Source organism: Rathayibacter iranicus NCPPB 2253 = VKM Ac-1602 (genome assembly GCF_003149025.1).
In the GTDB taxonomy this organism is placed as follows: Bacteria; Actinomycetota; Actinomycetes; order Actinomycetales; family Microbacteriaceae; genus Rathayibacter; species Rathayibacter iranicus.
On sequence record NZ_QGDV01000003.1, the window covers coordinates 113784 to 137242 of the forward strand.

Below are 23459 nucleotides of genomic sequence, written 5' to 3' on the forward strand. Positions count from 1 at the left end.
CAGGCGTGTCATAGACGGGGACGCGGAGCAGATCGCGACGTTGCGGGAGCGCACGCTCGGCTTCGTGCGCGAGGTGCTGGGCGGGGCGTGACGAGCGTCAGCGGCGGGTGGAGGCGCGCACGTGCATCCGCTCGCCCTGCCGACCGAACAGGCTGAGGAATTCGACCGGCTGTGCATCGGCGCGGCCGAACCAGTGCGGGACGCGCGTGTCGAACTCGGCGGCCTCGCCCGCGGGTAAGACGAGGTCGTGCTCTCCCAGGAGCAGACGCAATCGGCCGCTCAGGATGTAGAGCCACTCGAAGCCCTCGTGGGTGCGCTGCTGGTCTGGCTCCGGTACCGGGCCGCCGGGGAGGGTGTGCTTGAAGGCCTGCAGGGTGCCCGCGTCGCGGCTGAGCGGCTGGATGATCATCCCGTCCCGCCGCATCGGGCGCCCGTGCACGCGGGGGTCCTCGGGGGCGCCAACGAGTTCGTCGAGTGGCACCTTCAAGGCGCGGGCGATCGGGAGCAGCAGCTCAAGCGTCGCCCGTCGCCCGCCGCTCTCGAGCCGGGAGAGGGTGCTCGCCGAGATACCGGTCTCGGCCGAGAGCGAGGCGAGGGTGCGGTCGCGGCGGGTGCGGAGCCGGCGCAACCGGGGTCCAACGGCGGCCAGCACGTCGTCGTCGGAGGGGGCTGGGGTCTCGTCGTGCATGTGGGAAGCCTGGCACGAGCGGTCGGCGATCGTGCTGAAACGGCACGATTCCTGGTGGCTACTGGGGTGTCCGCGCACGATCGTCAGCATGACCTCCACTGACACCCACGTTCCCGCGCCCGCCGACGTCCTGATCCTCGGCGCCTCCTTCGCCGGCCTCGCCGCAGCCACCGCGCTCGGCCGCAGCCACCGCGATGTGCTCGTGGTCGATGGCGGGCCGCCCCGCAACGCCCCGTCGCCCGGGGCGCACAACGTCCTCACCCGCGACGGGACGCCGCCGACCGAGCTGGTGCGCCTCGCCCGGACGGAGGCGGAGGGCTATGGTGCGCGCGTGGTCGCGGGCGAGGCAGTCTCCGCCTCCGCGACCGCCGACGGCGTCAGCGCAATGCTCGCCGACGGCACGGTTCTTCGGGCCCGCCGCCTCCTGCTCGCCACCGGGGTCCGCGACCTGCTGCCGTCGATCCCCGGGCTCGCCGAGCGCTGGGGCCGCAACGCGCTGCACTGCCCGTACTGCCACGGCTACGAAGTGCGCGGGCAGCGGATCGGCGTGCTCGGCAGTTCCTTTGCCGTGCACCAGGCGCAAATGTTCCGGCAGCTGAGCGAGCGGACCTCGATCCTCCTGAACGGGTATCCGGAGCCGACCGGGGACGAGGCGGCGGCGCTCGCCGCACGCGGGATCGCGCTCGTGCCGGGCGTGGTCGAAGGGCTCATCGTCGAGGACGACCGCGTGGTGGGCGTCAGGATCGACGGCAGGCTGCACCCGCTCGACGCGGTGGTCGTCGGTCCGCGCGTCGAGGGGCGGCTGCCGGTGGGGCTCGGGCTCGAACTGGTCGAGCACGCGTCAGGAGTCGCACAGCACCTCGCTGCGGATCCGATGGGGCGCACCGCAGTGACCGGGGTCTACGCTGCGGGGTCGCTCGTCGACCCGATGGCGCAGGTGCTGGCATCCGCTGCTGACGGGGTGCGCGTGGGCGCGGCGATCAACGCCGACCTGATCCAGGAGGAGATCGCGCGGGCCGTGGCCTCCTCCTGAATCCGCCACACGGACGCCACACGGACGCCGTTCGGCGACCGCTCGCGCTTAACGGCGGCGGTACTCGAGCTCGGGGCGACCTGGGGAGCCGTACCGCGGAGCGCGGCCGGCGACTCCGGTGTCGGCGAGGTACTCGAGGTAGCGCCGGGCCGTCACGCGCGAGATGTCCAGGCGTGTCGCGAGCTCGGTGGCCGAGAGTCCGACCGGTCCGAGCAACGCGGTGACGGCGTCGAGCGTCTCGGCCGAGAGCCCCTTCGCCAGGCCGGGAGCGTTCGAGGTGCGCAGAGCCGCGAACGCGCCGTCCACGTCGTGCTGGCTGGCGACGGCGGCTCCGTGTATCCGCTCGCGGAACGCCCGGTAGCTGGCGAGCTTGTCGGCGAAAGCGCTGAAGACGAACGGCTTGATGAGGTACTGCACGATCCCGGCAGCGACGGCGGCGCGGACGATGGCGGCGTCGCGCACCGCGGTGATCGCGATGACGTCAATCTCGAGGCCCGTCGCGCGCAGGGCCCGGCAGAGGTCGAGCCCGCCCATGTCCGGCAGGTTCATGTCGAGCAGGATGAGTGCGATGCCCGGGTCCGCGCGCAGAGCCCGGATCGCCTCCGCCCCACTGCCGGCGACCGCGGCGACCTCAAACCCCTCGACGCGGCGAACGTAGTCGGCGTGCGCGCTCGCGGTCAGCGGCTCGTCCTCGACGACCAAGACGCGGATCACGGCGCCACCGGTGACGGCAGCGGCAGCTGAACGGTGAAGACCGCGCCGACGTGGCGCGAGACGTCGACCGTACCTCCGAGCCGCTCCGCCACCTGCTGCACGAGCGCGAGGCCGATGCCCCGGCCGAACGCACCCGACTCCTTGGTCGAGTAGCCGCGGGCGAACACGTCTGCTGCCTCCTCCACTCCTGGGCCGCTGTCGGAGACTTGGACCACTAGCTCACCGTCGGCCAGCCCGAGGTAGACCTCGACCCACGGCTCCCTTTCGAGGGCGGAGGAGGAGGCTGCGTCGAGAGCGTTGTCGATCAGGTTGCCGAGGACCGTCACCACATCGCCCGGCTCGAGGCCCTGCGTGCCGGGCTCGAGGTGCGTCTCGAAGTGCAGCTGAACCCCGCGCTCTCGGGCCTGCGCAGCCTTGCCTAGCAGGAGCGCTGCGATCACCGGCTCCTGCACCGAGCCGAGCACGCGGTCGGCGAGCCGCTGGCTGAGGTTCAGCTCGCCTGCCGCGAAGACAAGGGCCTCGTCGGGGCGGCCGAGCTCGATCAGCGACGCGATCGTGTGCAGGCGGTTCGAGAACTCGTGGGTCTGCGAGCGGAGGGCGTCGGACAGGGTGCGCATCGACTCCAGCTCGCCGCTCACCCGTTGCAGCTCGGTGCGGTCTCGCAGCGTCGTCACTGTCCCCAGCGGGCGAGCGCCGGGGGAGGCGGCGGGCCGCTCATTCACCACGAGGATCCGTTCGCGCGCCACGATCAGGCGATCGGCGATCGGCCCGTCGGCCTGTAGCAGCTCCCGCAGGGCGGGCGGGACATCGAGCTCGGCGACGGGCACGGGCGTCTGCAGGCCCTCGAGCCCGAGCAGTTCGAGTGCGTGGTCGTTGGCCAGCACCAGCCGCCTCCGCTCATCGACGAGCAGCAAACCCTCGCGGACCGAGTGCAGAACCGACTCGTAGTACGCGAACACCTGGCCCATCTGCTCCGGCCCGCGCCCGCCCGTGACCCGGCGGAGGTACCGGGCGAGGAGCCACGAACCGAGCGCGCCGAGGGCCACGGCGCCCGCGGCGCCCCAGGCGACGACCTGCACGCGAGCGGCAAAGGAGGCGTCGACCGCCGCGAGCGTGACTCCCGCCGACACCAGCGCGACGACCGTGCCGTCGGCGCTCTCGATCGGAGCGACTGCGCGCACCGACGGGCCGAGGGTGCCTGTGTAGGTCTCGGTGAACGTGCGGCCACCCAACGCGGGCTCGATAGTGCCGCGGAATGGTAGGCCGATCTGGTCGCGATCGCGGTGTGTGTATCGGGTGCGGTCGGGGGCCATGATCGTGAGGAAGTCGACGCCGGTATCGCCCATGATGTTCTCGGCGTAGGGCTGAAGGGAGGCCGACGGGTCCGCTCCGGTCGCGGCCTCGAACACGAACGGATTGTCGGCGACTGTCCGCGTGACGACGAGGCTGCGCTGAGCGGCATCCTCGCTTGCCCGGCCGCGAGCATCGATCGCGAGCGCCGCGACAGCCGTGGCGCCGAGCAGCAGGATGCAGAGCAGCTGCACGATGAACAGGCGGGCGGCGATACTGCCGCGCGGGCCGCGAGCGGTCGGGGTCCTTCGCATCGGCACTCCCTCGGAGACGAGCGCTGGCAGGCGCCCGGCCGTGAATGGGCCCGGCCGTGAACAGGCCCGGCCGTGAACAGTATGTACGCAACGGCATCGAGCGGCGGCGGCGGGGTCACTATCGTTCTACCCCCTCACCTCGACGAAGAGAAGGACATACGCATGCCCACAACGCCCGGCACACCGGCCGACCGGATGATCCCGGCGGTCGCCCCTGTGAAGACTCGCAGACGGATCGACCGCAACCACTGGCTCTACATCGCGGTGATCATCGCCGTGGTCGCGGGAGTGATAGTCGGCCTCGTCGCCCCCGGATTCGCCGCGACTCTCGAACCCGTCGGCAAGGCATTCGTCGGACTGATCAAAATGATGATCGCGCCGATCATCTTCTGCACCATCGTGATCGGTATCGGCTCGATTGCGAAGGCGGCCACGGTCGGTAAAGTCGGCGGCTTGGCCCTTGGCTACTTCATCGTGATGTCGACCTTTGCCCTCGCGATCGGCCTCGTCGTCGGCAATATCCTGCACCCGGGTGAGGGCCTGGACATCTCGAACGCCACCTACGACACGAGCGACCTCAAGCCCGAGAGCACCTCCGACTTCATCCTCGGGATCATCCCCGTCTCGCTGTTCTCGTCGCTGGTGGACGGCAGCATCTTGCAGACGCTCTTCGTCGCGCTGCTCGTCGGCTTCGCCCTGCAGAAGATGGGAGTCAAGGGCCAGCCGATCCTCGGCGCGATCAAGCAGCTGCAGGTGCTGATCTTCCGCATCCTCTCGATGGTGCTCTGGGTCGCTCCGATCGGTGCCTTCGGCGCCATCGCCGCGGTCGTCGGCAAGACAGGCTGGGGCGCGGTCATTGCACTTGCCACCCTGATGGTCGGCTTCTACCTCACCTGCGCGATCTTCGTGATCGTGGTGCTGGGCCTGCTGCTGCGTCTGGTGACCGGGGTGAGCATCTTCTCGCTGATGAAGTACCTGGCCCGCGAGTACCTGCTGATCATCGGCACCTCGTCCTCGGAGGCGGCGCTGCCCCGCCTGATCGCGAAGATGGAGCACCTGGGCGTGTCCAAGCCGGTCGTCGGCATCACGGTGCCGACCGGCTACTCCTTCAACCTCGACGGCACCGCGATCTATCTCACGATGGCCTCGCTCTTCATCGCCTCCGCTACCGGCGCCCCGATGTCGGTTCCGGAGCAGATCGGCCTGCTGGTCTTCATGATGATCGCCTCGAAGGGCGCCGCGGGCGTCACCGGTGCGGGCCTGGCCACGCTGGCCGGCGGTTTGCAGTCGTTCCGGCCCGATCTGGTCAACGGCGTGGGCGTGATCGTCGGCATCGACCGGTTCATGTCCGAGGCGCGTGCTGTGACGAACTTCACCGGTAATGCGGTCGCGACTCTGCTGGTGGGTACGTGGACGAAGCAGGTCGACACCGCGCAGGTGCGGGCGGTGCTCGCCGGGCGTCTGCCCTTCGATGAGAGCACTCTCGGGGCGGACGAGCACGAGGCGCCAGCCGCAGGGACCTCGATCACCGAAGGCATCACATCGACTCAAGACTCGGAGGAGCTGGGGCGGACGCGCTCGGCATCCGCGGGGACGCGCTAGGTCCTCGCCGCGAGAGCTTTGCGTTCATAACCGAGGTCAGAATCATCCAGGAGCCCGCTCAAGCCACGGTGGGGGCCATTCAACCTCGGTTGCGAACGCCGACGCGCCTCAAGCGCAGGCGCGACGACCCAGAGGGAGGTGGACACTCACCGTCGGTGGACTCCGAGCAGGGGGAGCGTCACCGAGCAAAGGGGACCGATCAGTACCGCGAAGAGGAGGGTGCCCAGGCCCACGTCGCCGCCGAGCAGCCAGCCGAGGATGAGCACGGTCAGCTCGACGCCGGACCGGCCGATCCAGAGGGGAAGGCCCGTCCGGGTGTGCAGCCCCAGCATCAGCCCGTCGCGCGGGCCGGGTCCGAGGTGTGCACCGATGTAGATACCGCTCGCTAGCGCAAGCAGCAGCAGCCCGCCGGCGAACAGCAGGCCGCGCGCCCACCACTCCTCAGGTGTCACGAGCACGTGCAGGCCGACGTCGATCATCGTCCCCACGACCAGCACGTTCAGCACCGTCCCGAGACCTGGACGCTGCCGGAGCGGGATCCACAACAGCAGCACGAGCAGGCCGATCATGTTGGTGAGCAGTCCGATCCCGAGTCCGGTCTGGTGAGCGAGGCCCTGCGCGAAGACCGTCCAAGGATCCACTCCGATGGCCGCTCGGATCATCATCGCGTCTGCGAATCCATAGAGGATCAGCCCGATCAGCAGCCGCGGCACGGGTCGGAGGCGCCACTGGCTCGCCGGAGGGGCGGTGGCGGCGGCAGGAGCGGTCAACGTCATGGAGAACATCCCACCGCGCCAGTGGCCTTCTTCGCGCGGTCCAATTCAGCTACCTTGGACGCATGGCTGATGTCCACTTTGGCGCTCGCGCCCTGCACACCCTCCTCGGCGACTGGCGTGAGCAGCGCGGCACCCGCCCTGCCTACCTCGCGCTGGCCGACCGGATCCGCCTCCTGGGCATCGACGGCCGCATTCCCGCCGGCAGTCGCCTGCCCGCAGAGCGTGAACTCTCGGCCCGCCTCGGCGTGAGCCGCACCACCGTCGCCGCCGCATACCGCGAGCTGCGAGAGAGCGGCTACCTCGTCAGCGTCCGCGGCTCCGGGAGCGTGACCCGCCTCCCCGGAGCAGCGGTGCACGCCGTGCCCTCGCTGGCGGCGGACTTCCTCGACTTCACGAAGGCAGCGCTGCCCGCCGTGCCCGAGCTGGCCGAGGCGTACACCCGTGCGGCTCGCCTCGCTCCCGAGCACTTCGACTCGGGCTCCTACGACACGGTCGGCCTGCCCGAACTGCGGCGGGCCATCGCCGAGCGCTATACCGGACGGGGCCTGCGCACCGAACCCGGGCAGATCATGGTGACGATCGGCGCGCAGCACGCAATCGCCCTCGTCGCGCGGACGCTCCTCGCGCGCGGCGACCGTGCCCTGATCGAGGCGCCGACCTACCCGCATGCCTACGAGGCGCTACGTCTGGCAGGTGCCCGGCTCGTGCCGGTCAACGTCGATGGCGCCGACGGTTGGGACGACGAGGGCCTGATTGCCGCGCTGAGGGGGACCAGCCCCAGCCTCGCCTACCTGATGCCCGACTTCCACAACCCGACCGGCCGCTCCATGGCGCCGGAGCTGCGCGAGCGCGCGATCGCTGCGGCGGCGCGGCAGGGCACGCTGATTATCGCCGACGAGACGACGGCTGAACTCGACATCGACCGGCGGATGACTCCACTGCCCTTCGCCGCTTACGGGCCGGAGGGGACGGTGCTCTCGATCGGCTCGGTCGGCAAGACGCTGTGGGGAGGCATCCGCATCGGTTGGATTCGCGCCGAGCGGGCGGTGATCCGCAAGCTCGCGCTGGCCCGCTCGGCGACCGATCTTGGCACTCCGATCCTGGAGCAGTTGCTGGTTGCCGACATGCTCGGGCGGATGGACGAGGTGCTCGAGCTGCGCCGCACGCAGCTGCGGGCGGGCCGCGACCACCTCGAGGCGGCGCTCGCGCGCGCGATCCCGGAGTGGAGCGTGCCGCGGGTCTCGGGCGGCCTGTCGACGTGGGTCGGGCTGGGAAGGCCGGCGAGCTCACAGCTCGCGCTCGCCGCGCGGACAGCAGGTTTGCTGATCACCGCGGGTCCGCGCTTCGGGATCGACGGCGCATTCGAGCGCTTCCTCCGCATCCCGATCGGCTACACCCCGGAGGCGACCAACCGGGCTGTGGAGGCGCTAGCGACAGCCTGGGCGCAGGTCGCGCGGCACCCCGCGGCCGACCCCGGGTACCTCGCCGACGTGGTCTGACTCTCGCGCGTTATCAGGAGCCGGGCTCACTCCGCGCAGAACGTCTGCCAGGCGGTCTCCACCGCGGTTCGGTGCAGAGCATCGAGGCCCGCCGTGTCGCTCTCGCGCTCGGCGGCAACGATGCTGGGGCACTCGGGGCCCTCGGCGACGCTCGCGGCGTCGTGGAGGGCTGCTACGAGGGAGCCGCCGATCTCATCGAGTTCGGATCGGACGGCACCGAGGTCAGGGGCCGCCGTGGGTGCGGCGTCAGGATGCTGCGTCCACTCCTCGATGAGGCCGCGCTGCACCGTCTTACTCGCCTCGATCTGCGCCCGGAAGACGCGTTCGACGAGCGCGGTGTCGGTGCCCTGCTCCGTGGCACGGCGCACGGCGTCGTCGATCACGACCTCCTCGCGGTGCGGATCGTCGATCGGAGTGCCGTTCAGCCACTTCGAGCGGGCCACCGGGTCGGCCAGGGCGATCCGTCGAACGATCAGCGCCCCCGCGTCGCCAAGCCCGCCCCCGTCGTTGGGCGCTCCCGTGGCGTCTGCGGAGTGGGAGAGCACGAAGCCTGCGCCCACCGAGGCTGCGATCAGGACGGCGGCCACGGCAATCACAAGCCGCCGAGGACGGGACATGGCAGTATCGCTCACGGCGATCACTCCTCTCGAATGGTGAGACGCCATCATGGCCGGACGACCGCCGCGCGTCGAGCTCGCGCCACCGCCACACCGCGAGTCGCGCCCCTGCAAAAGGCCGCCGCCATGACGCCCGACTCCCGCTTCGATTCCCGCCCAACGTGAGGTCGCCGTCCTCGCTGCTGCGCACCGAGGAGCAGGGCGGATCGCGGTCCGCGCCGTCGCGGGCACGCTGACGGCCGGCGGAGTGAGCGCCGATGGGGCTCTCTCGAGAGGGTCGTCGACCGCAGCTGTGCGCCTGGCCTGAGACGCGCTGCCCCGTCCGCACAATCAGTCGGCTGATGGAAGACTCCTAGGGTGCATCTCCTCGCGGTCCTCAGCATGAAGAACCGGGCCCTCATCGCGCTCGTCACCGTCGTCATCGCCGTGTTCGGAGGCGTCGCGCTCACCGGGCTCAAGCAGGAGCTCGCTCCGTCGATCTCCTTCCCGCAGCTCGCGGTCATCACGTCCTACCCGGGCGCAGCTCCGGAGGTGGTTAACGACGACGTCTCCACGCCGATCGAGACCGCGATCCAGGGCGTTCCGGGGCTGGAGACCACGAGCGCGACCTCGTCCACGAACTCGTCGCAGATCTCGGCCTCGTTCACCTACGGCACCGATCTCGCGACCGCCGAGCAGAAGATCCTGCAGGCCATTAACCGGATCAGGACCACGCTCCCGGACGGAGTGGACCCGCAGGTGGTCACCGGCTCCTTCGATGACCTGCCGGTGCTCCAGCTCGCGGTCTCCAGTGACGGGGACGCGGATGCGCTCGCCGACCGCCTGCGCACGAGCGTCATCCCGGACTTGGAGAAGGTCGACGGAGTGCGGGAGGTGGCCCTGGTCGGCGAAAGCGCCCAGCGCGTGACGATCACCCCCGACGACGCGGCTCTCGCGGCGGCCGGAGTGTCGGTGAGCGACATCCGCACCGCGCTGCAGCAGAACGGCGTGCTCGTCGCCGGCGGGCAGATCACTCAGGACGGCTCGACATTTTCGGTGCAATCGGGGGTGAAGCTCGACTCCACCGACGCGATCGCGGCCCTGCCGCTGCTGCCCTCGGGAGGAGGGTCGGCGTCGGCCGGTGCCGCGCCCGCCGCCGCTCCCACCGTGACCACGCTCGGCTCTGTCGCGAGCGTCGCCGTGACGGATGCTCCTGTCACCTCGATCTCGCGGGTGAACGGCCAGCCGGCGCTCACGCTCTCGATCACCAAGCTTCCCGCGGCCAACACGGTCGACGTCTCCACCAGCGTCACCGCGCTGTTGCCCGACCTCGAAGCATCGATCGGCGACAATGCGACGTTCACCTCGGTCTTCGACCAGGCGCCCTACATCCAGGAGTCGATCGCCTCCCTCGCGCAGGAGGGTGCCCTTGGCCTCGTTTTCGCCGTGCTGGTGATCCTGCTGTTCCTCCTGTCGGTGCGCTCGACGCTGGTTACCGCGATCTCGATCCCCACCTCGGTGCTGATCACCTTCATCGGCCTGCAGACGGCCGGCTACACCCTCAACATCCTCACCCTCGGCGCACTCACGATCGCGATCGGCCGCGTGGTCGATGACTCCATCGTCGTGATCGAGAACATCAAGCGGCATCTTGACGCGGGGGAGGAGCGGGTCGCCACCATTGCGACCGCTGTGCGCGAGGTCGCCGGAGCGATCACCGCCTCGACGATCACCACCGTCGCCGTGTTCCTGCCGATCTCGTTCGTCGGCGGCACCACGGGCGAGCTGTTCCGGCCCTTCGCGCTGACCGTGTCGATCGCGCTCCTCGCCTCGTTGGTCGTGGCGCTGACGATCGTGCCCGTGCTCGCGTACTGGTTCCTGCGCCCCTCGAAGCGGCCGGCGGTCCGCCAAGCCGCGCAGGCGGCGCTCGCCGAGGAGCGTTCGGCCGCGGGCGAGAGCCTCGCTCCGGTCCAGGAGGCTCCCCACCATGGCGCCCACAGTGGACCACGCCGAGCCCGAGGGCTTCAGGTCGTGTACGGCCCGATCATCCACTGGACGCTGAAACATTCGGTCGTCACGGTGCTCCTGGCGTTGCTCGTCCTCGTCGGGACCGGAGCGCTCTCTCCGCTGATGAAGACCAACTTCCTCGGCTCGAGCGGCCAGAACACCTTCACCGTGACCCAGACCGTCCCGGTCGGCCAAAGCCTCGACGCGCAGGATGCGACCGCTCAGCAGGCCAGTTCCGCGATCCTCGGCGTGGGCGGAGTCGAGACGGTGCAGCTCACCATCGGTTCCGCCGGCGGGCTGCAGAGCGCGTTCGGCGGTGGCGGGGGAGGCGCGACCTCGATCCGCTACTCCGTCACCACCGACGAGTCGGCGGATCAGGAGGCGGTTCAGGCCGGCGTGCGCGAGGCCCTCGCGAGCGTCGCCTCGGCCGACGACATCAGTGTCGCCGCCTCCTCCGGCTTCGGCGCCTCCTCGAACATCGAGGTCGACCTCACCACGGCATCGCAGAGCGACCTGCAGAGCGGGAACGACCAGCTCCTCGCTGCGCTGCGTGGGACCGAGGGGATCAGCCAGGCCGAGAGCAACCTCTCCTCCTCCCTGCCCTACATCGCGGTGCGCGTCGACCGGGACGCCGCCGCGCGCGCCGGGCTCAGTGAGGTCGCCCTCGGCACCCTCGTGAGCCAGGCCCTCCAGCCGACCGCGGTCGGCAGCGTCGTCATCGACGACCGGACGCTCTCGATCTACCTCGCCGACGCGCAGCCGCCCGCGACCGTGGACGAACTCCGGGGCCTCGAGGTGCCCACTCTGGCCGGAACCGTGACGCTCTCGAGCCTCGCCGCCGTCGAGCAGACCGACGGCCCGGCGAGCATCACCACCGAGCGCGGCCAGCGCACGGCCACGATTACCGTCACTCCTCAGGGCGATGATCTGGCCTCGGCGAACGCCGCGGTGCAGGAGGCAATCACCGCGACGTCGCTACCGGCCGGCGTCGACGCCTCCCTCGGCGGAGTCACGGCCGACCAGGCCGACGCGTTCTCTCAGCTCGGCATCGCCCTGCTGGTGGCGATCCTGATCGTCTACGTCGTGATGGTCGCGACCTTCCGCTCGCTGCTGCAACCGCTGCTCCTGCTCGTCTCGGTGCCGTTCGCGGCGACCGGCGCAATTCTCCTGCAGGTTGTCACCGGTGTGCCGCTGGGCGTGCCCTCGCTGATTGGCGTGCTGATGCTGATTGGCATCGTGGTCACGAACGCGATCGTGCTCGTCGATCTGGTCAACCAGTACCGCGACCGGGGGATGCCGGTGCGCGAGGCGCTGCTGCACGGGACCGAGCGGCGACTGCGGCCCATCCTGATGACTGCGCTGGCGACGATCTTCGCGCTGCTGCCGATGGCGCTCGGGATCACGGGTCACGGTGGCTTCATTTCGCAGCCACTCGCGATCGTCGTGATCGGTGGCCTGGTGTCCTCGACGGTGCTGACGCTGGTCGTTCTGCCCGTCGTCTACAACCTGGTCGAGGGGTATCGTGAACGGCGGCGTGCCGTCCGCGCCGGGAAGGCGTCGGCATGACGGACATCAGGGACTCGGTGGAGACGGTCGGCTCGCGCTGGCACAGCGGACCGGAGCGCGCTGCCGCGGTGCTCGCCGAGGTCGGGCCAGAGCGCTTCGTCGCCCGGGATCACCGGCCGGGGACGCTCCGGCACATCGTCCTGATCCGCTTCCGCCCGACCGCACTGCTCGCTGAGGCCGACGAAGTCGTCCGACGCTTCCTCGCGCTCGCGCACGAGTGCAGGCGCGACGGTCGTCCCTATATCGAGTCGATCGAGACCGGTCCGCAGCTGAGCACCGAGGGTGCCGGCGAGGGCTTCGATCGCGCGTTTCTGCTCACCTTCACCTCCGAGGGCGACCTGAACTACTACCTCGGGCGACCCGCCGTAGAGGCTCCCGGGTTCTACGATCCTGCACACGACGCGTTCAAGGCGTTTGTCGGACCGTTCGTCGACACCGCCGGCATCGTCGCCTTCGATTTCCGGCCCGAGCCGCACTGATGACGACGCCTGACTTCGTCCTGCGTCTGCGCGAGCGGATCGGGACCGAACTGCTCTGGCTCACCGGCGTGACAGCCGTGATCGTCCGCGAGGAGCCGGCGCGGCAGGTCCTGCTCGTGCGGCGCGCGGACACCGGCGCCTGGACGGCCGTGACGGGGATCATCGATCCGGGGGAAACGGTTGCGGGTACCGCTCGCCGCGAGGCGCAGGAGGAGGCGGGTGTCGAGATCGAGGTGGAGCGACTCGTGCAGGTGCACACGCTCCCGCCAATGCAGTACCCGAACGGTGACCGCTCCCAGTACCTCGACCATGTCGTGCGCTGCCGCTGGATCTCGGGCGAGGCTTACGTGGCCGACGACGAGTCGACTGAGGTGGGCTGGTTCGCTCCGGACGCCCTGCCGCCGATGTCGGACGATCATCGCGGGCGGATCGAGCGTGCGCTCTCGGACGAGCCGGGCTGCTCCCTCGACTGAGCACCGCGACCCTGGTCGGCGTGCACGCCCGAACTCCGCGATCAGGGAGTGTGAGGTGTCTTTTGCAGGCGCACGAGGACCACGCCGGCGAGGATCAGCACACCGCCCGCGAACTGGATCGGTGCGGGCAGCTCTCCCAGGAGCAGCCATGCCGCGCAGATCGAGAACAGCACCTCGGTCAGGCCGACGAAGGAGGCGATCCGCGTGCCCAATCGAGTGCCGCCCGCGATCCCGAGCAGATAGGCCAGCACCGTCGACATGCCGAGGATGACCGCGGCGGGGAGGAGCCAGGGTACGTCGTTCCCGAGGAAGACGACCTGGTCGAACGTCGCACGGAGCGGAATGACTCCGATCACGCCCAGCAGGGACAGGATTAAGGCGCCGACCGCCATTGCGCCCGCCGTCAACGCGAGTGACGGCAGCTCTGGATCCACGTGACCCGCGATGACGTAGTAGACGCAGAGGCCGAGCGATGCGGTCAGCGCCCAGGCGATCCCGACCAGCTCGGGCGTCGACTCACCGGCGAGATCCAGTACGAGTACCAGGCCGGCGAGCGCGAGCGCGGAGCCGGCAAGCGTGAAGCGACCGGGATGCCTCCGGGTGCGCGCCCAAGAGAAAAGGACCAAAAAGACCGGCGCGAGGTACTCGATCAGCAGCGCGATGCCCACCGACATGTGCTCGATGGCGCTGTAGAAGCAGAGCTGTACGGCGATCACGGCGAAGACTCCGTAGAGCACGATCGTGCCGAGGTTGCGCCGCAGCACGTGCCAGCGTCCGCTCAGGGAGACGACGGCCGGGATGGCGAGGATGACGGCGGCCCCGCCCGTCCGCCAGAGCACGGCGGCCGCGGGAGTCCAGCCCGCCTCCAGCAGCGGCTTGACGAAGGGCCCGCCGAGGCCGAAGGCAGCGGCGGCGGCCAGCACGAGGAGCAGACCAGAGCCGAGTCGACGAGAGGGCTCGGGGGCGAGGGAGGAGGGTGGCGTGACGGTGGCAGTGCTCTCGGTGGTCATGACCGGCTCCTTCAGGAGTCAAAGCGATTACACTCGTGACGGCGAGCTGATCGCACACTACCGAGCCGCACTGTCAGGAGTCAACATGGTGTTCGCCTATGACGTCGAGGCGTCGCTGACCTCGACCGCCATCCTCGTCAACACCCTGCCCGAACTCTCCCCGTCCGGCGAGGACGAGATGGCCACCCTCGAACACCTCGACGATTTCCTCCTGAACAACCGCTACACCGGACGCCGCGACGGGTCTCCCGCCGAACTAGAAGCGGTGCAGATGATCCGCTCCCCACTCCGCGCCCTGTGGCTCACCCGGGCCGAGGAGGACCTCGTGCCGGTGGTCAACGGCATGCTTGAGACGGGTCGAGCGCTGCCGCAGCTCGTGCGGCACGGCCCCTACGGCTGGCACCTGCACGCGACGCGCGACGAGAGTCCGCTCGCGACACGCATTCTGGTTGAGGCGGCGATGGCGTTCGTCGATGTCATCCGCGGAGATGAACGCGAGCGCATCCGGATCTGCGCGGCGGACGACTGCGAGGCGGTACTCGTCGACTTCTCGCGTAATCGCTCCAAGCGGTATTGCGACACGGGCAACTGCGGCAATAGGGCAAATGTCGCGGCGTATCGGGCACGGCGGGCGTCGGTCTGACACGGCCGGGAGCCGCGGGCCTGGTGATGGCCGATCGCCGCATGTAGACTCGCTCGGTCGGCTCTTGACACCGCACGTTCTCGTGCGGATGGGTTTGTTAGTCATGTGGGCCGAGTCTCCGACAGTCGTCGTGAGACGAATCACTTGTGTGAATCGGCCCCGGTCAATGACTCGCCCGGGTTCTCCCCCCTGCTGCCCCGCAGTAGTACAGCATTCGGACCCCTCACGACGGGGTTTCTCGGATGTCGCCTTCCTCGCGCACGACCTGAACCCAGGAAGAACTGTCATGCCCAAGAATAAAAAGCCTGCCGGCGGACGCCCGGCCAAGAACTTCGAGCCCAATCGCTTCGGCGCCTCCAGTGGCAAGTCGCAGCTCGGCGGCCGCTCGCGCTTCCCCGCCACCAAGCCCGGCTCGCGCAGCGAGGGCCACCGCGGCTTCCGCCCCGTCGACGAGAACGCGCCCAAGAAGGCGCGCTGGAATGCCGATGAGCGCGCCGCCCGTGCCAGTGAGCGCCCGGCCGGCCCTTACGACAGGGACGAGCGGCCCTCGCGCGGGTCCGAGAGCGACGCGCGTCCTGCTCGTTCGTATGATCGGGATGCGCGTCCTGCTCGCGGTGTCGACCGCGATGCGCGTCCTCGTGACCGCAATGACCGGCCTGCGCGCTCCTACGATCGTTCCGACCGGCCCGCTCGATCGTTCGATCGCAGCGAGCGTCCTGCCCGCGGATACGATCGCAGCGAGCGTCCTGCCCGCGGATACGATCGGGACGCGCGTCCTGCCCGCGGATACGACCGTGACGCGCGTCCTGCCCGCGCCTACGATCGGGACGCGCGTCCTGCCCGCGCCGACGACCGTGACGCGCGTCCGGCCCGCAGCTACGATCGCGACGCGCGACCGGCTCGAAATGACGACCGCGGTGAGCGCCCCGTCCGCTCTAACGACCGTGACGCGCGACCGAGTCGCTCTTCTGACCGCCATGCTCAGCCCGCTCGGTCCTACGACCGTGACTCCCGTCCCGCCCGTAGTCACGACCGCGGTGAGCGCCCCGTCCGCTCCTACGATCGCGACTCGCGGCCCTCGCGTCGCGACTCCGGTTCCGACTTCGCCCCGAGCCGCAATGCTCGCGCACCGCGCCAGGCCGACGATGTCGTGCTCGAGCGCCTCGAAGCGACGGCGACGCTCGCCGTCGATGTCGAGGGCGTGACTTTCGGCGACCTCGGATTGGGTGGTAACATCGTCCGCCAGCTGGCTGAGCTCGGAGCGGCGTCACCATTCCCGATTCAGGCCGCGACCATCCCCGAGGTGCTCGCCGGTAAGGATGTCCTCGGCCGTGGCAAGACCGGCTCCGGCAAGACAATCGCTTTTGGGGCTCCCGTCGTGGAGCGCCTGATGGAGAACAACGGAGCCAAGGGCCGCAAGCCCGGACGGGCGCCACGTGCGCTTATCCTCGCCCCGACGCGCGAACTCGCCATGCAGATCGACCGGACAATCCAGCCGATCGCTCGCTCCGTGGGCCTGTTCACCACGACCATCTACGGCGGCGTCCCCCAGTACAAGCAGGTGGGTGCTCTCCAGCGTGGTGTCGACATCGTGATCGCCACGCCGGGTCGCCTTGAGGACCTCGTCGAACAGGGCCGTCTCGATCTCTCGAACATCACCATCACGGTGCTGGACGAGGCCGACCACATGTGCGACCTGGGCTTCCTCGAGCCGGTGCAGCGGATCCTCCGCCAGACCGCCGATGGCGGCCAGCGCCTGCTGTTCTCGGCCACGCTCGACAAGGGCGTCGCGACGCTCGTCGACGAGTTCCTTGTCGACCCGAGCGTCCACGAGGTCGCGGGCGAGGACCAAGCGTCCTCGACCATCGACCACCGCGTGCTCCTGATCGAGCACCGCGACAAGGCCGAAATCATCGAGCAGCTCGCCGCCCGCCGAGGAAAGACGCTGATCTTCGCCCGCACCCGCGCCTTTGCGGAGCAGCTCGCCGAGCAACTTGACCACGCGGACATCCCCGCGACGAGCCTGCACGGCGATCTCAACCAGTCGCGCCGAACGCGGAACCTCGCCCTGCTGACCAGCGGACGGGTCGACGTACTGGTGGCGACCGACGTCGCCGCGCGCGGCATCCATGTGGACGACATCGACCTGGTGATCCAGGCCGACGCGCCCGACGAGTACAAGACGTACCTGCACCGATCCGGACGCACCGGTCGCGCAGGCAAGAAGGGCACAGTCGTCACGCTCATCACGCGCAACCGCCGCCGCCGCATGGAGGAGCTACTCGACCGGGCCGAGATCGAAGCTGACATGGTCGAGGCGCGACCGGGGGACCGTCTGCTGGATGACATCAGCGCGCCGGCCGAGTAGCCGGCTCCCGCACGACGAGAGGCGCGGATCCCATTACGGGTCCGCGCCTCTCGTCATTCCTGGGCACCGTGACGCAGAGAAACGCCGAAGGGCGGACACCTCGTGGTGCCCGCCCTTCGGCGAGATCAGCAGCCGAGGCTGCGAACGGTCTTAGCTGGCCGGAGGGGTCAACACAGTGTCGATGAGGTACACGGTCGCGTTGGCGGTCTGAACGCCGCCGCAGATGACGGAAGCGTCGTTGACCTTGAGGTCGTCGCCGGAGCCGGTGACGGTCAGGTTGCCGCCCTGGACGGTGGCGTGATCGCCGGCAATTGCGTCAGGGGCGATCTGACCGGGGACGACGTGGTAAGTCAGGATCGTGGACAGCGTGGCCGCGCCCTCGGGGGTCTTCAGGGTCTCGACCGTGGCCGGGTCCAACTTGGCGAATGCCTCATCGACCGGGGCGAAGACGGTGAACTCGCCACTGTTCAGCGTGTCCACAAGATTGACGTCGGGGTTGAGGCCACCGGAGACGGCAGCGGTCAGGGTCTTAAGCAGCGGGTTGTTGGACGCGGCCGTAGCGACCGGGGCGAGGGCCATACCGGCAACCGATCCGTCGCCATCCGGAACCTGCGCGGCGTAGGCGGCGCAGCCGGGGCCCACGAGATTGGCAGCGGGATCCATGGTTGCCATGGGGGTCGAGCCGGCAGAGGTCGACGACGTCGCCATCGGCGTCGACATACCGGTCGCTGCCTCACTGGGAACGGTGGTCGAGCCGCTGCCGCTGGAGCAGGCAGTGAGGCCGAGGGCGGCGGTGCCCAGCAGGGCGAATGCGGCGAGAGCGGAACGCTTGGTGGATCGCATGGGATATCTCCTTCATGAGACGGCCCCCACGTAACGCGGAGGACCTGTTCTGTGTGGACCGTTTCGCGGCCGTTGGTATGTCTTCGGAGCCCTCCCGGAGGGGGTTTGGAAATCTTTCGGCAATCTAGGTAACGGCTTCGTAACGGGACAGGGTGGGGGTCTCCCGCCGGGCAGGGGCGGTTCCGCTGCGTCGATTACCCTGGGATGAGTCGCGCGCGCGCGAAGACGAGTCAGACGCCCACCGGACTCCGAGTTGCCGGGATACGTGATCAGGACGAGAGGATGAGCGAGTGCAGACGCGAGGTGCACGGGTGGCGCGCGGAAGCGTTGCCGCACTCGCCGCAACGGCGACTGCCGCCGCCTCGCACACCCTCGCCGGCGCCAATGCGCCCCCACCCGCGATCCTCGCCCTAGCTGCGACTTTCGCCGTCGTCGTCTGTGTCTTCCTCTCAGGGCGTCGACTGGCGCTGCCACGCCTGACCGCCTCCGTACTGCTTAGCCAGCTGGCCTACCACGCTCTGTTCCTGGTCGCGGGCAGTGGAGGAGTAAGCGTCGTCGGCACGTCCGGCGGCGGAGTGCACGCGCACGATGGATCGACGGTCAGCTTGGTCGTGCTGGGAGGCGGGCACGCCGCGCACGGGCCAGCCATGCTCATCGCTCACTTCGCTGCGGCGGTACTGACGATCGCGATGCTTCGACACGGCGAACAGATCTTCTGGACGCTTGGCGCAGAACTCGAGCGGGTCGTTGTGCACATCGTCGCCTGGGTCTCGGCGCTGATCACGCCGAGGAGCCCGAGCGTCGCCGTCGTCGGAGCGCCGACGCCGCGAACACCGCGTCGGCTTAACACTGTCCTCTCGGTCCTCCGGCACCGTGGGCCGCCGGCCCGCGTCATGTGCGCCGTCTGACATCGCTCCCGTCCGGGAACTGCCGTCGGCGCTTTCGCACGCACCGCAATCCTGCGCTGCGTTCTGATTTTCGGCGTCACGCCGACATGCTTGAGGACTTTATTCTGATGACCACCTACCCTTCTTCCTCCTCCTCGCGCCGCAGACTCGTCGGGAGCAGTGCTCTCGTCGCCGCTGCGTCCATCGCCCTGGCGCTCGCCGCCTCGTCCCCCGCAAGCGCCCACGTGACCGCCGCCGCGAGCAGCACAGCCGCCGGCTCCTACACCGTGGTGACCTTCTCTCTGGCACATGGCTGCGAGGGATCACCGACGACCGGGCTCACGATCACGATCCCGGAGGGCATCAACTCCGTCAGCCCGACCATCAACCCGAACTGGGAGGTCGTGAAAAACGAGGTTGCGATCGCCGCGCCGACGGCTGATGCGCACGGGAACACGGCGACCAAGCGCGTCTCAGACGTCGTCTACAGTGCCAAGGCGCCGCTCGCCGATGGCTACCGCGACACCGTCGCACTGCAGCTTCAGCTCCCGGAGGACGCGGCAGGCTCGACTCTCGCCTTCCCTGTGCTGCAAACATGCGAAATCGGCTCGACCTCGTGGGACCAGCCGACGGTCGAGGGGCAGGACGAGCCCGCGCACCCCGCTCCGACCGTTGCGGTGACGGCGGCGGAAAACGGGACGGGCCACCACGACGGACACGACGAGAGTGACGAAGCGGTGACGACCGCGGCCTCGGCCGGTACTCCCGCTGCGAGCGGTGACGACGTGCTGGCACGCGTGCTCGGCGTTGGCGGACTCGTCGTCGGAGCAGTGGGAGTCGCCATTGGGCTCGCATCCCGTCGGCGCGCGCCTCGGGCGTCCGCGTGACCCGTCGCAGGCTTTTAATGGCTGCCGCCGCGATTGGCCTACTCGGCTCTGCCGCGGTGGCGACGCCCGCTAGCGCGCACAACTATCTTGTGTCGACGACACCCGCCGCTGACTCGACGGTGTCGGAGCAGCCCGGGTCGCTCGTGCTGACGACGAACGACGACCTGCTGGTACTTGGGAACGACGGAGCCGCTGCTGCTCTGCGTGTTGTAGGACCTGATGGCCTTTACTACGGGGACGGGTGCGTGAGTGTCGTCGGTCCAGCGGCGACTATGCCGCTCGAACTGGGCCCAGCCGGAGCCTACGAAGTGACGTGGCAAGTGGTTTCGACGGATGGACACCCGGTCTCAGGACAGTACGTGTTCGATTGGGCACCGGCGGAGGGCGTGGCTCTTGCGGAAGGCGCCACCTCGCGACCGGATTGCAACGGAACCGTCGCTGTGTCGGATGCTCCAGGAGCGACCGCCGAGAACGCTCAGAGCGGATCGGGAGCCGATCTCGCTCTGCTTGGCGATGCCCTGTGGATCGGTGGGGCTCTCGCCGCAGTTGCTGCCGCGATAGGGGTAACGCTCGTCGTCTTGCGGAGGCGGTCGACGAGCTGACGGCGCCGGGCCTCCTGAGCCAACCGCGACTCAGCTCAGGAGGCTCGCCAGCGGGCTGTCGTGAAGACCCGTAAGCACGGAGGCGGCGTCCTCATACACCGCGACTGCACCCGCCTCCAAAAGTTCCTGCTCAGAGGTGCCGCCCGAAAGCACACCGACAGTCGCGACCCCCGCTCGCTTGGCCGCGAGGACGTCCCAGGTCGCATCTCCCACCATGATTGCGTGATCAGCCGAGGTGCCGGCCCGCTTGAGAGCGATGGAGATCAGATCAGGGGCGGGTTTCGCTGTCGAGACATCCGCGCCGCTCGTCACTGCGTGCACCGAACCGCCGAAGTCGAGCACGTCGAGCAGGACGTCGAGCTCGTTCTGGGGCGCCGACGTCGCCAGCACGACATGAACACCGTGACCGACGAGAGTCGCAACCAGTTCCCGAGTTCCGGGAAGGGGAGTGATGCGAGCGATGGTCTCGGCGTAGTTCTTGGAGTGAAGCGTCTTGACTCGCGTTCGCAGCTCATCCGGCACCCCATCATCAAGGAGCAAGTCGAGCAACTCCGATGAGTCTGCCCCGATGGCGCGCTGAATCCGCCATGACGGGACGTCGAGATCGCACTGCCAGAATGCGCGCGACCATGCCTCGACGTGGAGAAAGTTCGTGTCGGCGAGCGTCCCGTCGATGTCGAAGAGGACCGCCGTTGCGTGCCCCGTCGCTTCGCGTCGGCTCTTCCCTGCCGCCATCTCGCTCCTCCTCCTAGTCGATCTGAGCCCGCCTGCCCAGACTTCTCACGCTACGCGGGCGCGCTGAAGTGAACGAGCCCCCTTGACGTCGGTCACTTCCGCAGAACGTGTCCGGTCACGGCCTGGCGTCCCGGCCTTCCCTGTTGTTCGGTTCTGTGTGCGCCGCGAGCTCTGGCTCCACGCTGGAGTTCCCGGTCCTGCAACCCTGCGAGACGGGATCCACTATGTGGAACCAGCCGACCGTCAAGGGCCAGGACGAGCCGGAACTGCCGGCGCCCGCGGTGGCGGTGATGTCGGCCGCCTTCGGCTCGGGCCACGGCCGCGGGATGACGACGACGGGGACGGCGATGTCGCGGCGGCGACAACCGCCTCGGCGACGGCTCCGACCGGCGGAGACGACGCGCTCGCATCACGCCGCCCCCGCACAATCATCTCGTGTCGGCGACTCCCGCGGCCGACTCGACCGTGACCGAGCAGCCGAGCGAGCTCGTACTCACCACCAACGACAATCTGCTCGTCCTCGCGAGCGATGGGGCCGCGGCGGCTTCGCGGGTCGTCGGTCCCGACGGTGGTTATTACAGGACGGCTGCGTCAGCGTCATCCGGCCGTCGGCGTCGATGCCGCTCGAGCTTGGAGAGCGGGCGCCTACGAGGTGACCTGGCAGGTCGTCTCGACCGACGGGCATCCCGTGTTGGGGCAGTACACCTTCGTCTGGGCGCCCGGCGACCGCGTCGCCCTGGTCGAGGGTGCGGAGGCGGTGCCCGATTGCAACGGCACCGTTGTAGTCGGCCAGGGTCCCGTCGATGTCGAAGAGCACCGCGGTGGGAGGTGCGGGCTGGGTGTCGCGGTCTGCCGTCATCTACCGTGTAACGCGCTTCGGAGGTGTGGTGACAGATCCTTGACCCTCTTTCGGTGGTCAATCCGGCGCGTCTGCACGCTGATTTCGCCGGAAGTTGCGAGACCTTAGCGGGGTGCGGCCGGAGCTCGGTGGCGCGACTTGCGGTGCGCCGTTGGCGCACCCTCGACGCGCAATCGACGGCCAGGGATGATGATTGCTCGCGGTAGAAAAGGAGTAATCATCGTGAACGCTATTGCCCCGTCCCAACCTCGTCGACTCCTGGTCGCCGCCACCGGCTTCCTGACTGTCGGCGCGACGGGCGCGGGCGTCGTGCTCCCTCGCGCCGCTGACGGCATAGCGGCAGTCAGCGCAGGGAGCACGCCCACAGGCATCGGCTCGATCGGTGACACCGGAAACTCATCACGTTGTAACCACCGTCGAGAGTCGTCGAACCTGGTTGCTTGGATCGAGGCGCGAATACCCCGGACGGCGACGTGCCACCGGAACGAGGGACAGGCTGTGTCGAAGGTCTCGTCACCTCTTGATCGCGGCCGTAGCGATGGGAGTCACGATCGCGGGACCGCAGGTTCAGCAGGTGAGCAGACCGCAGCGCGCTACCGCGACGCCGTCTTCCCGCTCATCGACCGGGTGGTTCCCAGCGGTGTGCGTTTCCCACCGACCCGCAGCGATCGGTCGCCGAACGAAGGAAGAGCATGAGCACCCTGCGACGACCGGGGACCGAGCCCGCTCCGGCCATCCATCGCTCCTCCGGCAGCGACGTCGTCGTGGAGGTCGAGGGCCTGGTCAAGACCTACGGCGACTTCCGAGTTGTCGCGGGCCTCGACCTCCAGGTGCACCGCGGCGAGGTTTTCGGGCTCCTCGGGCCGAACGGCGTGGCCGCCGCCGCTGGTTTCGTGCGATCGACGACTATCTCGCCGAGGCCGGGAGGCACGAGGTGCCGCGCACCCCGCAGCACCTCGGGTACCTTCCGCCCGAGGAGGCTCTGCTCGGGCTTCACGCGCGTGATTGGATCGCCTCGTCGGCCGATCCGACCACGGCGGCGCCCCGACCCTCTCCCGCACCTGCGTCCCCTCCCGCATTCGCGCCCCGACCCGCACCCGGGTCTACGACGAAAGGACAGAACCGATGATGAACTCGGACACCACCCGGATTCCGGTCGCCGCCCGCACCACCGCTGTCTCGACGGTCGGAGCGCTGGCGTGGATCGCCCTCGGTGCGACCCTGCTTAGCGGCGCCGCCCCGGTCGGAGTCACGATTGCACTGGTCCTCGTCGCGGTTGCGGCGACTGCGTTCGCCATCAGCGGCACCGTTCGAGCCCGACCCGCGGCGGGCCGTAGGCCCCTCGTAGTCGCGCTGATGACGCCGATGATCGCCCTCGCTCCCATGACGCCGATATTCCGCCTCGGTGGCGCTCTAGTCTTTGGCATCGTGTCGTTCGTCTTTGCCGCCGAGCTGGTGGTCCTGGCAATCGTGTCCCTGCGCAGGGGACGCCGCACTGCCTGACCGCGCGATGAATATCGGGCGGCCCATCCGATCGCCGGACGTTGTGAGGCCTATCCAAGCGGCTTGTTTGAGAAAGTGAAGCGCC

General features: G+C 69.2%; 22 protein-coding genes. 14 read left to right on the plus strand and 8 right to left on the minus strand.

Features of this window, described 5'->3' with window-relative positions; all coding sequences use genetic code 11:
- Positions 1-97: 97 nt before the first annotated feature.
- Positions 98-688 carry a helix-turn-helix domain-containing protein gene (locus B0H03_RS04700; protein WP_104265390.1) on the minus strand — a complete coding sequence of 197 codons (591 nt, stop codon included), beginning with the start codon at positions 686-688 and terminating at the stop codon, positions 98-100.
- Between the two features lie 88 nt (positions 689-776).
- Between B0H03_RS04700 and B0H03_RS04705 the strand changes: the two genes are divergently transcribed.
- Positions 777-1721, plus strand: a complete 945-nt coding sequence (locus B0H03_RS04705) for an NAD(P)/FAD-dependent oxidoreductase (RefSeq protein ID WP_104265357.1) — start codon at positions 777-779, stop codon at positions 1719-1721.
- A 48-nt stretch (positions 1722-1769) separates the two neighbouring features.
- Here B0H03_RS04705 and B0H03_RS04710 read toward each other — a convergent pair whose 3' ends face one another.
- Entirely contained in the window at positions 1770-2435 is a 666-nt protein-coding gene (locus tag B0H03_RS04710; protein ID WP_104265356.1) for a response regulator, read from the minus strand.
- On the minus strand, positions 2432-4039 hold the full coding sequence (locus B0H03_RS04715; RefSeq protein WP_104265355.1) for a sensor histidine kinase: 1608 nt from the start codon (positions 4037-4039) through the stop codon (positions 2432-2434). Before B0H03_RS04715 ends, B0H03_RS04710 begins: the two co-directional genes overlap by 4 nt.
- Before the next feature lie 195 nt (positions 4040-4234).
- Between B0H03_RS04715 and B0H03_RS04720 the strand changes: the two genes are divergently transcribed.
- Positions 4235-5641, plus strand: a complete 1407-nt coding sequence (locus B0H03_RS04720; RefSeq protein WP_104265389.1) for a cation:dicarboxylate symporter family transporter — start codon at positions 4235-4237, stop codon at positions 5639-5641.
- 146 nt (positions 5642-5787) lie between these two features.
- Here the strand turns inward: B0H03_RS04720 and yczE are convergent, their stop codons facing one another.
- The gene (gene yczE, locus B0H03_RS04725) at positions 5788-6417 is read right to left on the minus strand and encodes a membrane protein YczE (RefSeq protein ID WP_419956891.1); all 630 of its coding nucleotides are present in this window, start codon (positions 6415-6417) and stop codon (positions 5788-5790) included.
- A gap of 62 nt (positions 6418-6479) precedes the next feature.
- Here yczE and yczR point away from each other — a divergent pair, with 62 nt between their 5' ends.
- Complete coding sequence (gene yczR / locus B0H03_RS04730; protein ID WP_104265354.1) at positions 6480-7916, plus strand: MocR-like transcription factor YczR; 1437 nt, start codon at positions 6480-6482, stop codon at positions 7914-7916.
- Positions 7917-7942: 26 nt separating this feature from the next.
- Here the strand turns inward: yczR and aroQ are convergent, their stop codons facing one another.
- Complete coding sequence (gene aroQ / locus B0H03_RS04735; RefSeq protein WP_160487230.1) at positions 7943-8548, minus strand: gamma subclass chorismate mutase AroQ; 606 nt, start codon at positions 8546-8548, stop codon at positions 7943-7945.
- Between the two features lie 342 nt (positions 8549-8890).
- Here aroQ and B0H03_RS04740 point away from each other — a divergent pair, with 342 nt between their 5' ends.
- From B0H03_RS04740 to B0H03_RS04750, 3 genes are read left to right on the plus strand one after another with little or no spacing between them, the layout of a single operon-like run.
- Entirely contained in the window at positions 8891-12085 is a 3195-nt protein-coding gene (locus B0H03_RS04740) for an efflux RND transporter permease subunit (protein ID WP_104265352.1), read from the plus strand.
- Entirely contained in the window at positions 12082-12564 is a 483-nt protein-coding gene (locus B0H03_RS04745) for a Dabb family protein (RefSeq protein ID WP_104265351.1), read from the plus strand. Before B0H03_RS04740 ends, B0H03_RS04745 begins: the two co-directional genes overlap by 4 nt.
- Positions 12564-13037 carry an NUDIX hydrolase gene (locus tag B0H03_RS04750; protein WP_104265350.1) on the plus strand — a complete coding sequence of 158 codons (474 nt, stop codon included), beginning with the start codon at positions 12564-12566 and terminating at the stop codon, positions 13035-13037. The genes B0H03_RS04745 and B0H03_RS04750 overlap by 1 nt, the downstream gene beginning before the upstream one ends.
- Before the next feature lie 41 nt (positions 13038-13078).
- Here B0H03_RS04750 and B0H03_RS04755 read toward each other — a convergent pair whose 3' ends face one another.
- Positions 13079-14047, minus strand: a complete 969-nt coding sequence (locus tag B0H03_RS04755; RefSeq protein ID WP_104265349.1) for an EamA family transporter — start codon at positions 14045-14047, stop codon at positions 13079-13081.
- Between the two features lie 85 nt (positions 14048-14132).
- Between B0H03_RS04755 and B0H03_RS04760 the strand changes: the two genes are divergently transcribed.
- Together B0H03_RS04760 and B0H03_RS04765 are read left to right on the plus strand one after the other, a co-directional pair.
- Positions 14133-14690, plus strand: coding sequence for a CGNR zinc finger domain-containing protein (locus tag B0H03_RS04760; RefSeq protein WP_104265387.1), 558 nt, complete (start codon positions 14133-14135; stop codon positions 14688-14690).
- Between the two features lie 286 nt (positions 14691-14976).
- Positions 14977-17058, plus strand: a complete 2082-nt coding sequence (locus B0H03_RS04765) for a DEAD/DEAH box helicase (protein WP_104265348.1) — start codon at positions 14977-14979, stop codon at positions 17056-17058.
- A gap of 150 nt (positions 17059-17208) precedes the next feature.
- Here the strand turns inward: B0H03_RS04765 and B0H03_RS04770 are convergent, their stop codons facing one another.
- Positions 17209-17901, minus strand: coding sequence for a fasciclin domain-containing protein (locus tag B0H03_RS04770; protein ID WP_104354355.1), 693 nt, complete (start codon positions 17899-17901; stop codon positions 17209-17211).
- Between the two features lie 311 nt (positions 17902-18212).
- On the opposite strand from B0H03_RS04770, the gene B0H03_RS04775 reads away from it, so the two are divergent.
- The 3 genes from B0H03_RS04775 (at position 18213) to B0H03_RS04785 (ending at position 20277) form a co-directional block, all read left to right on the plus strand.
- Positions 18213-18809: a hypothetical protein gene (locus tag B0H03_RS04775; RefSeq protein ID WP_104354354.1), complete on the plus strand. Its 597-nt coding sequence runs from the start codon at positions 18213-18215 to the stop codon at positions 18807-18809.
- Positions 18810-18916: 107 nt separating this feature from the next.
- The gene (locus B0H03_RS04780; protein WP_160487231.1) at positions 18917-19675 is read left to right on the plus strand and encodes a YcnI family copper-binding membrane protein; all 759 of its coding nucleotides are present in this window, start codon (positions 18917-18919) and stop codon (positions 19673-19675) included.
- A 17-nt stretch (positions 19676-19692) separates the two neighbouring features.
- Entirely contained in the window at positions 19693-20277 is a 585-nt protein-coding gene (locus B0H03_RS04785) for a copper resistance CopC family protein (RefSeq protein ID WP_104265344.1), read from the plus strand.
- 30 nt (positions 20278-20307) lie between these two features.
- On the opposite strand, the gene B0H03_RS04790 is transcribed toward B0H03_RS04785, so the two are convergent.
- Positions 20308-21012 (minus strand): HAD family hydrolase, encoded by a 705-nt coding sequence (locus tag B0H03_RS04790; RefSeq protein WP_104265343.1) that lies wholly within the window; start codon positions 21010-21012, stop codon positions 20308-20310.
- Between the two features lie 155 nt (positions 21013-21167).
- Between B0H03_RS04790 and B0H03_RS17405 the strand changes: the two genes are divergently transcribed.
- From B0H03_RS17405 to B0H03_RS16490, 3 genes are all read left to right on the plus strand, one after another.
- Entirely contained in the window at positions 21168-21668 is a 501-nt protein-coding gene (locus tag B0H03_RS17405) for a DUF1775 domain-containing protein (protein WP_160487232.1), read from the plus strand.
- Positions 21665-21979 carry a hypothetical protein gene (locus B0H03_RS17410; RefSeq protein ID WP_219814975.1) on the plus strand — a complete coding sequence of 105 codons (315 nt, stop codon included), beginning with the start codon at positions 21665-21667 and terminating at the stop codon, positions 21977-21979. The genes B0H03_RS17405 and B0H03_RS17410 overlap by 4 nt, the downstream gene beginning before the upstream one ends.
- A gap of 1017 nt (positions 21980-22996) precedes the next feature.
- A complete protein-coding gene (locus B0H03_RS16490; RefSeq protein WP_160487233.1) occupies positions 22997-23374 on the plus strand; it encodes a hypothetical protein in 378 nt (125 codons plus the stop codon).
- The last annotated feature ends 85 nt before the right edge of the window (positions 23375-23459 follow it).

What these genes read in the sequence shown, in the direction of transcription:
- B0H03_RS04700 (WP_104265390.1), bottom strand. Translation starts at nt 688, where the DNA reads ATGCACGACGAGACCCCAGCCCCCTCCGACGACGACGTGCTGGCCGCC.
- B0H03_RS04705 (WP_104265357.1), top strand. Translation starts at nt 777, where the DNA reads ATGACCTCCACTGACACCCACGTTCCCGCGCCCGCCGACGTCCTGATC.
- B0H03_RS04715 (WP_104265355.1), bottom strand. Translation starts at nt 4,039, where the DNA reads ATGCGAAGGACCCCGACCGCTCGCGGCCCGCGCGGCAGTATCGCCGCC.
- B0H03_RS04720 (WP_104265389.1), top strand. Translation starts at nt 4,235, where the DNA reads ATGATCCCGGCGGTCGCCCCTGTGAAGACTCGCAGACGGATCGACCGC.
- yczE (WP_419956891.1), bottom strand. Translation starts at nt 6,417, where the DNA reads ATGACGTTGACCGCTCCTGCCGCCGCCACCGCCCCTCCGGCGAGCCAG.
- yczR (WP_104265354.1), top strand. Translation starts at nt 6,480, where the DNA reads ATGGCTGATGTCCACTTTGGCGCTCGCGCCCTGCACACCCTCCTCGGC.
- B0H03_RS04745 (WP_104265351.1), top strand. Translation starts at nt 12,082, where the DNA reads ATGACGGACATCAGGGACTCGGTGGAGACGGTCGGCTCGCGCTGGCAC.
- B0H03_RS04750 (WP_104265350.1), top strand. Translation starts at nt 12,564, where the DNA reads ATGACGACGCCTGACTTCGTCCTGCGTCTGCGCGAGCGGATCGGGACC.
- B0H03_RS04755 (WP_104265349.1), bottom strand. Translation starts at nt 14,047, where the DNA reads ATGACCACCGAGAGCACTGCCACCGTCACGCCACCCTCCTCCCTCGCC.
- B0H03_RS04760 (WP_104265387.1), top strand. Translation starts at nt 14,133, where the DNA reads ATGGTGTTCGCCTATGACGTCGAGGCGTCGCTGACCTCGACCGCCATC.
- B0H03_RS04765 (WP_104265348.1), top strand. Translation starts at nt 14,977, where the DNA reads ATGCCCAAGAATAAAAAGCCTGCCGGCGGACGCCCGGCCAAGAACTTC.
- B0H03_RS04770 (WP_104354355.1), bottom strand. Translation starts at nt 17,901, where the DNA reads ATGCGATCCACCAAGCGTTCCGCTCTCGCCGCATTCGCCCTGCTGGGC.
- B0H03_RS04780 (WP_160487231.1), top strand. Translation starts at nt 18,917, where the DNA reads ATGACCACCTACCCTTCTTCCTCCTCCTCGCGCCGCAGACTCGTCGGG.
- B0H03_RS04785 (WP_104265344.1), top strand. Translation starts at nt 19,693, where the DNA reads ATGGCTGCCGCCGCGATTGGCCTACTCGGCTCTGCCGCGGTGGCGACG.
- B0H03_RS04790 (WP_104265343.1), bottom strand. Translation starts at nt 21,012, where the DNA reads ATGGCGGCAGGGAAGAGCCGACGCGAAGCGACGGGGCACGCAACGGCG.
- B0H03_RS16490 (WP_160487233.1), top strand. Translation starts at nt 22,997, where the DNA reads ATGATGAACTCGGACACCACCCGGATTCCGGTCGCCGCCCGCACCACC.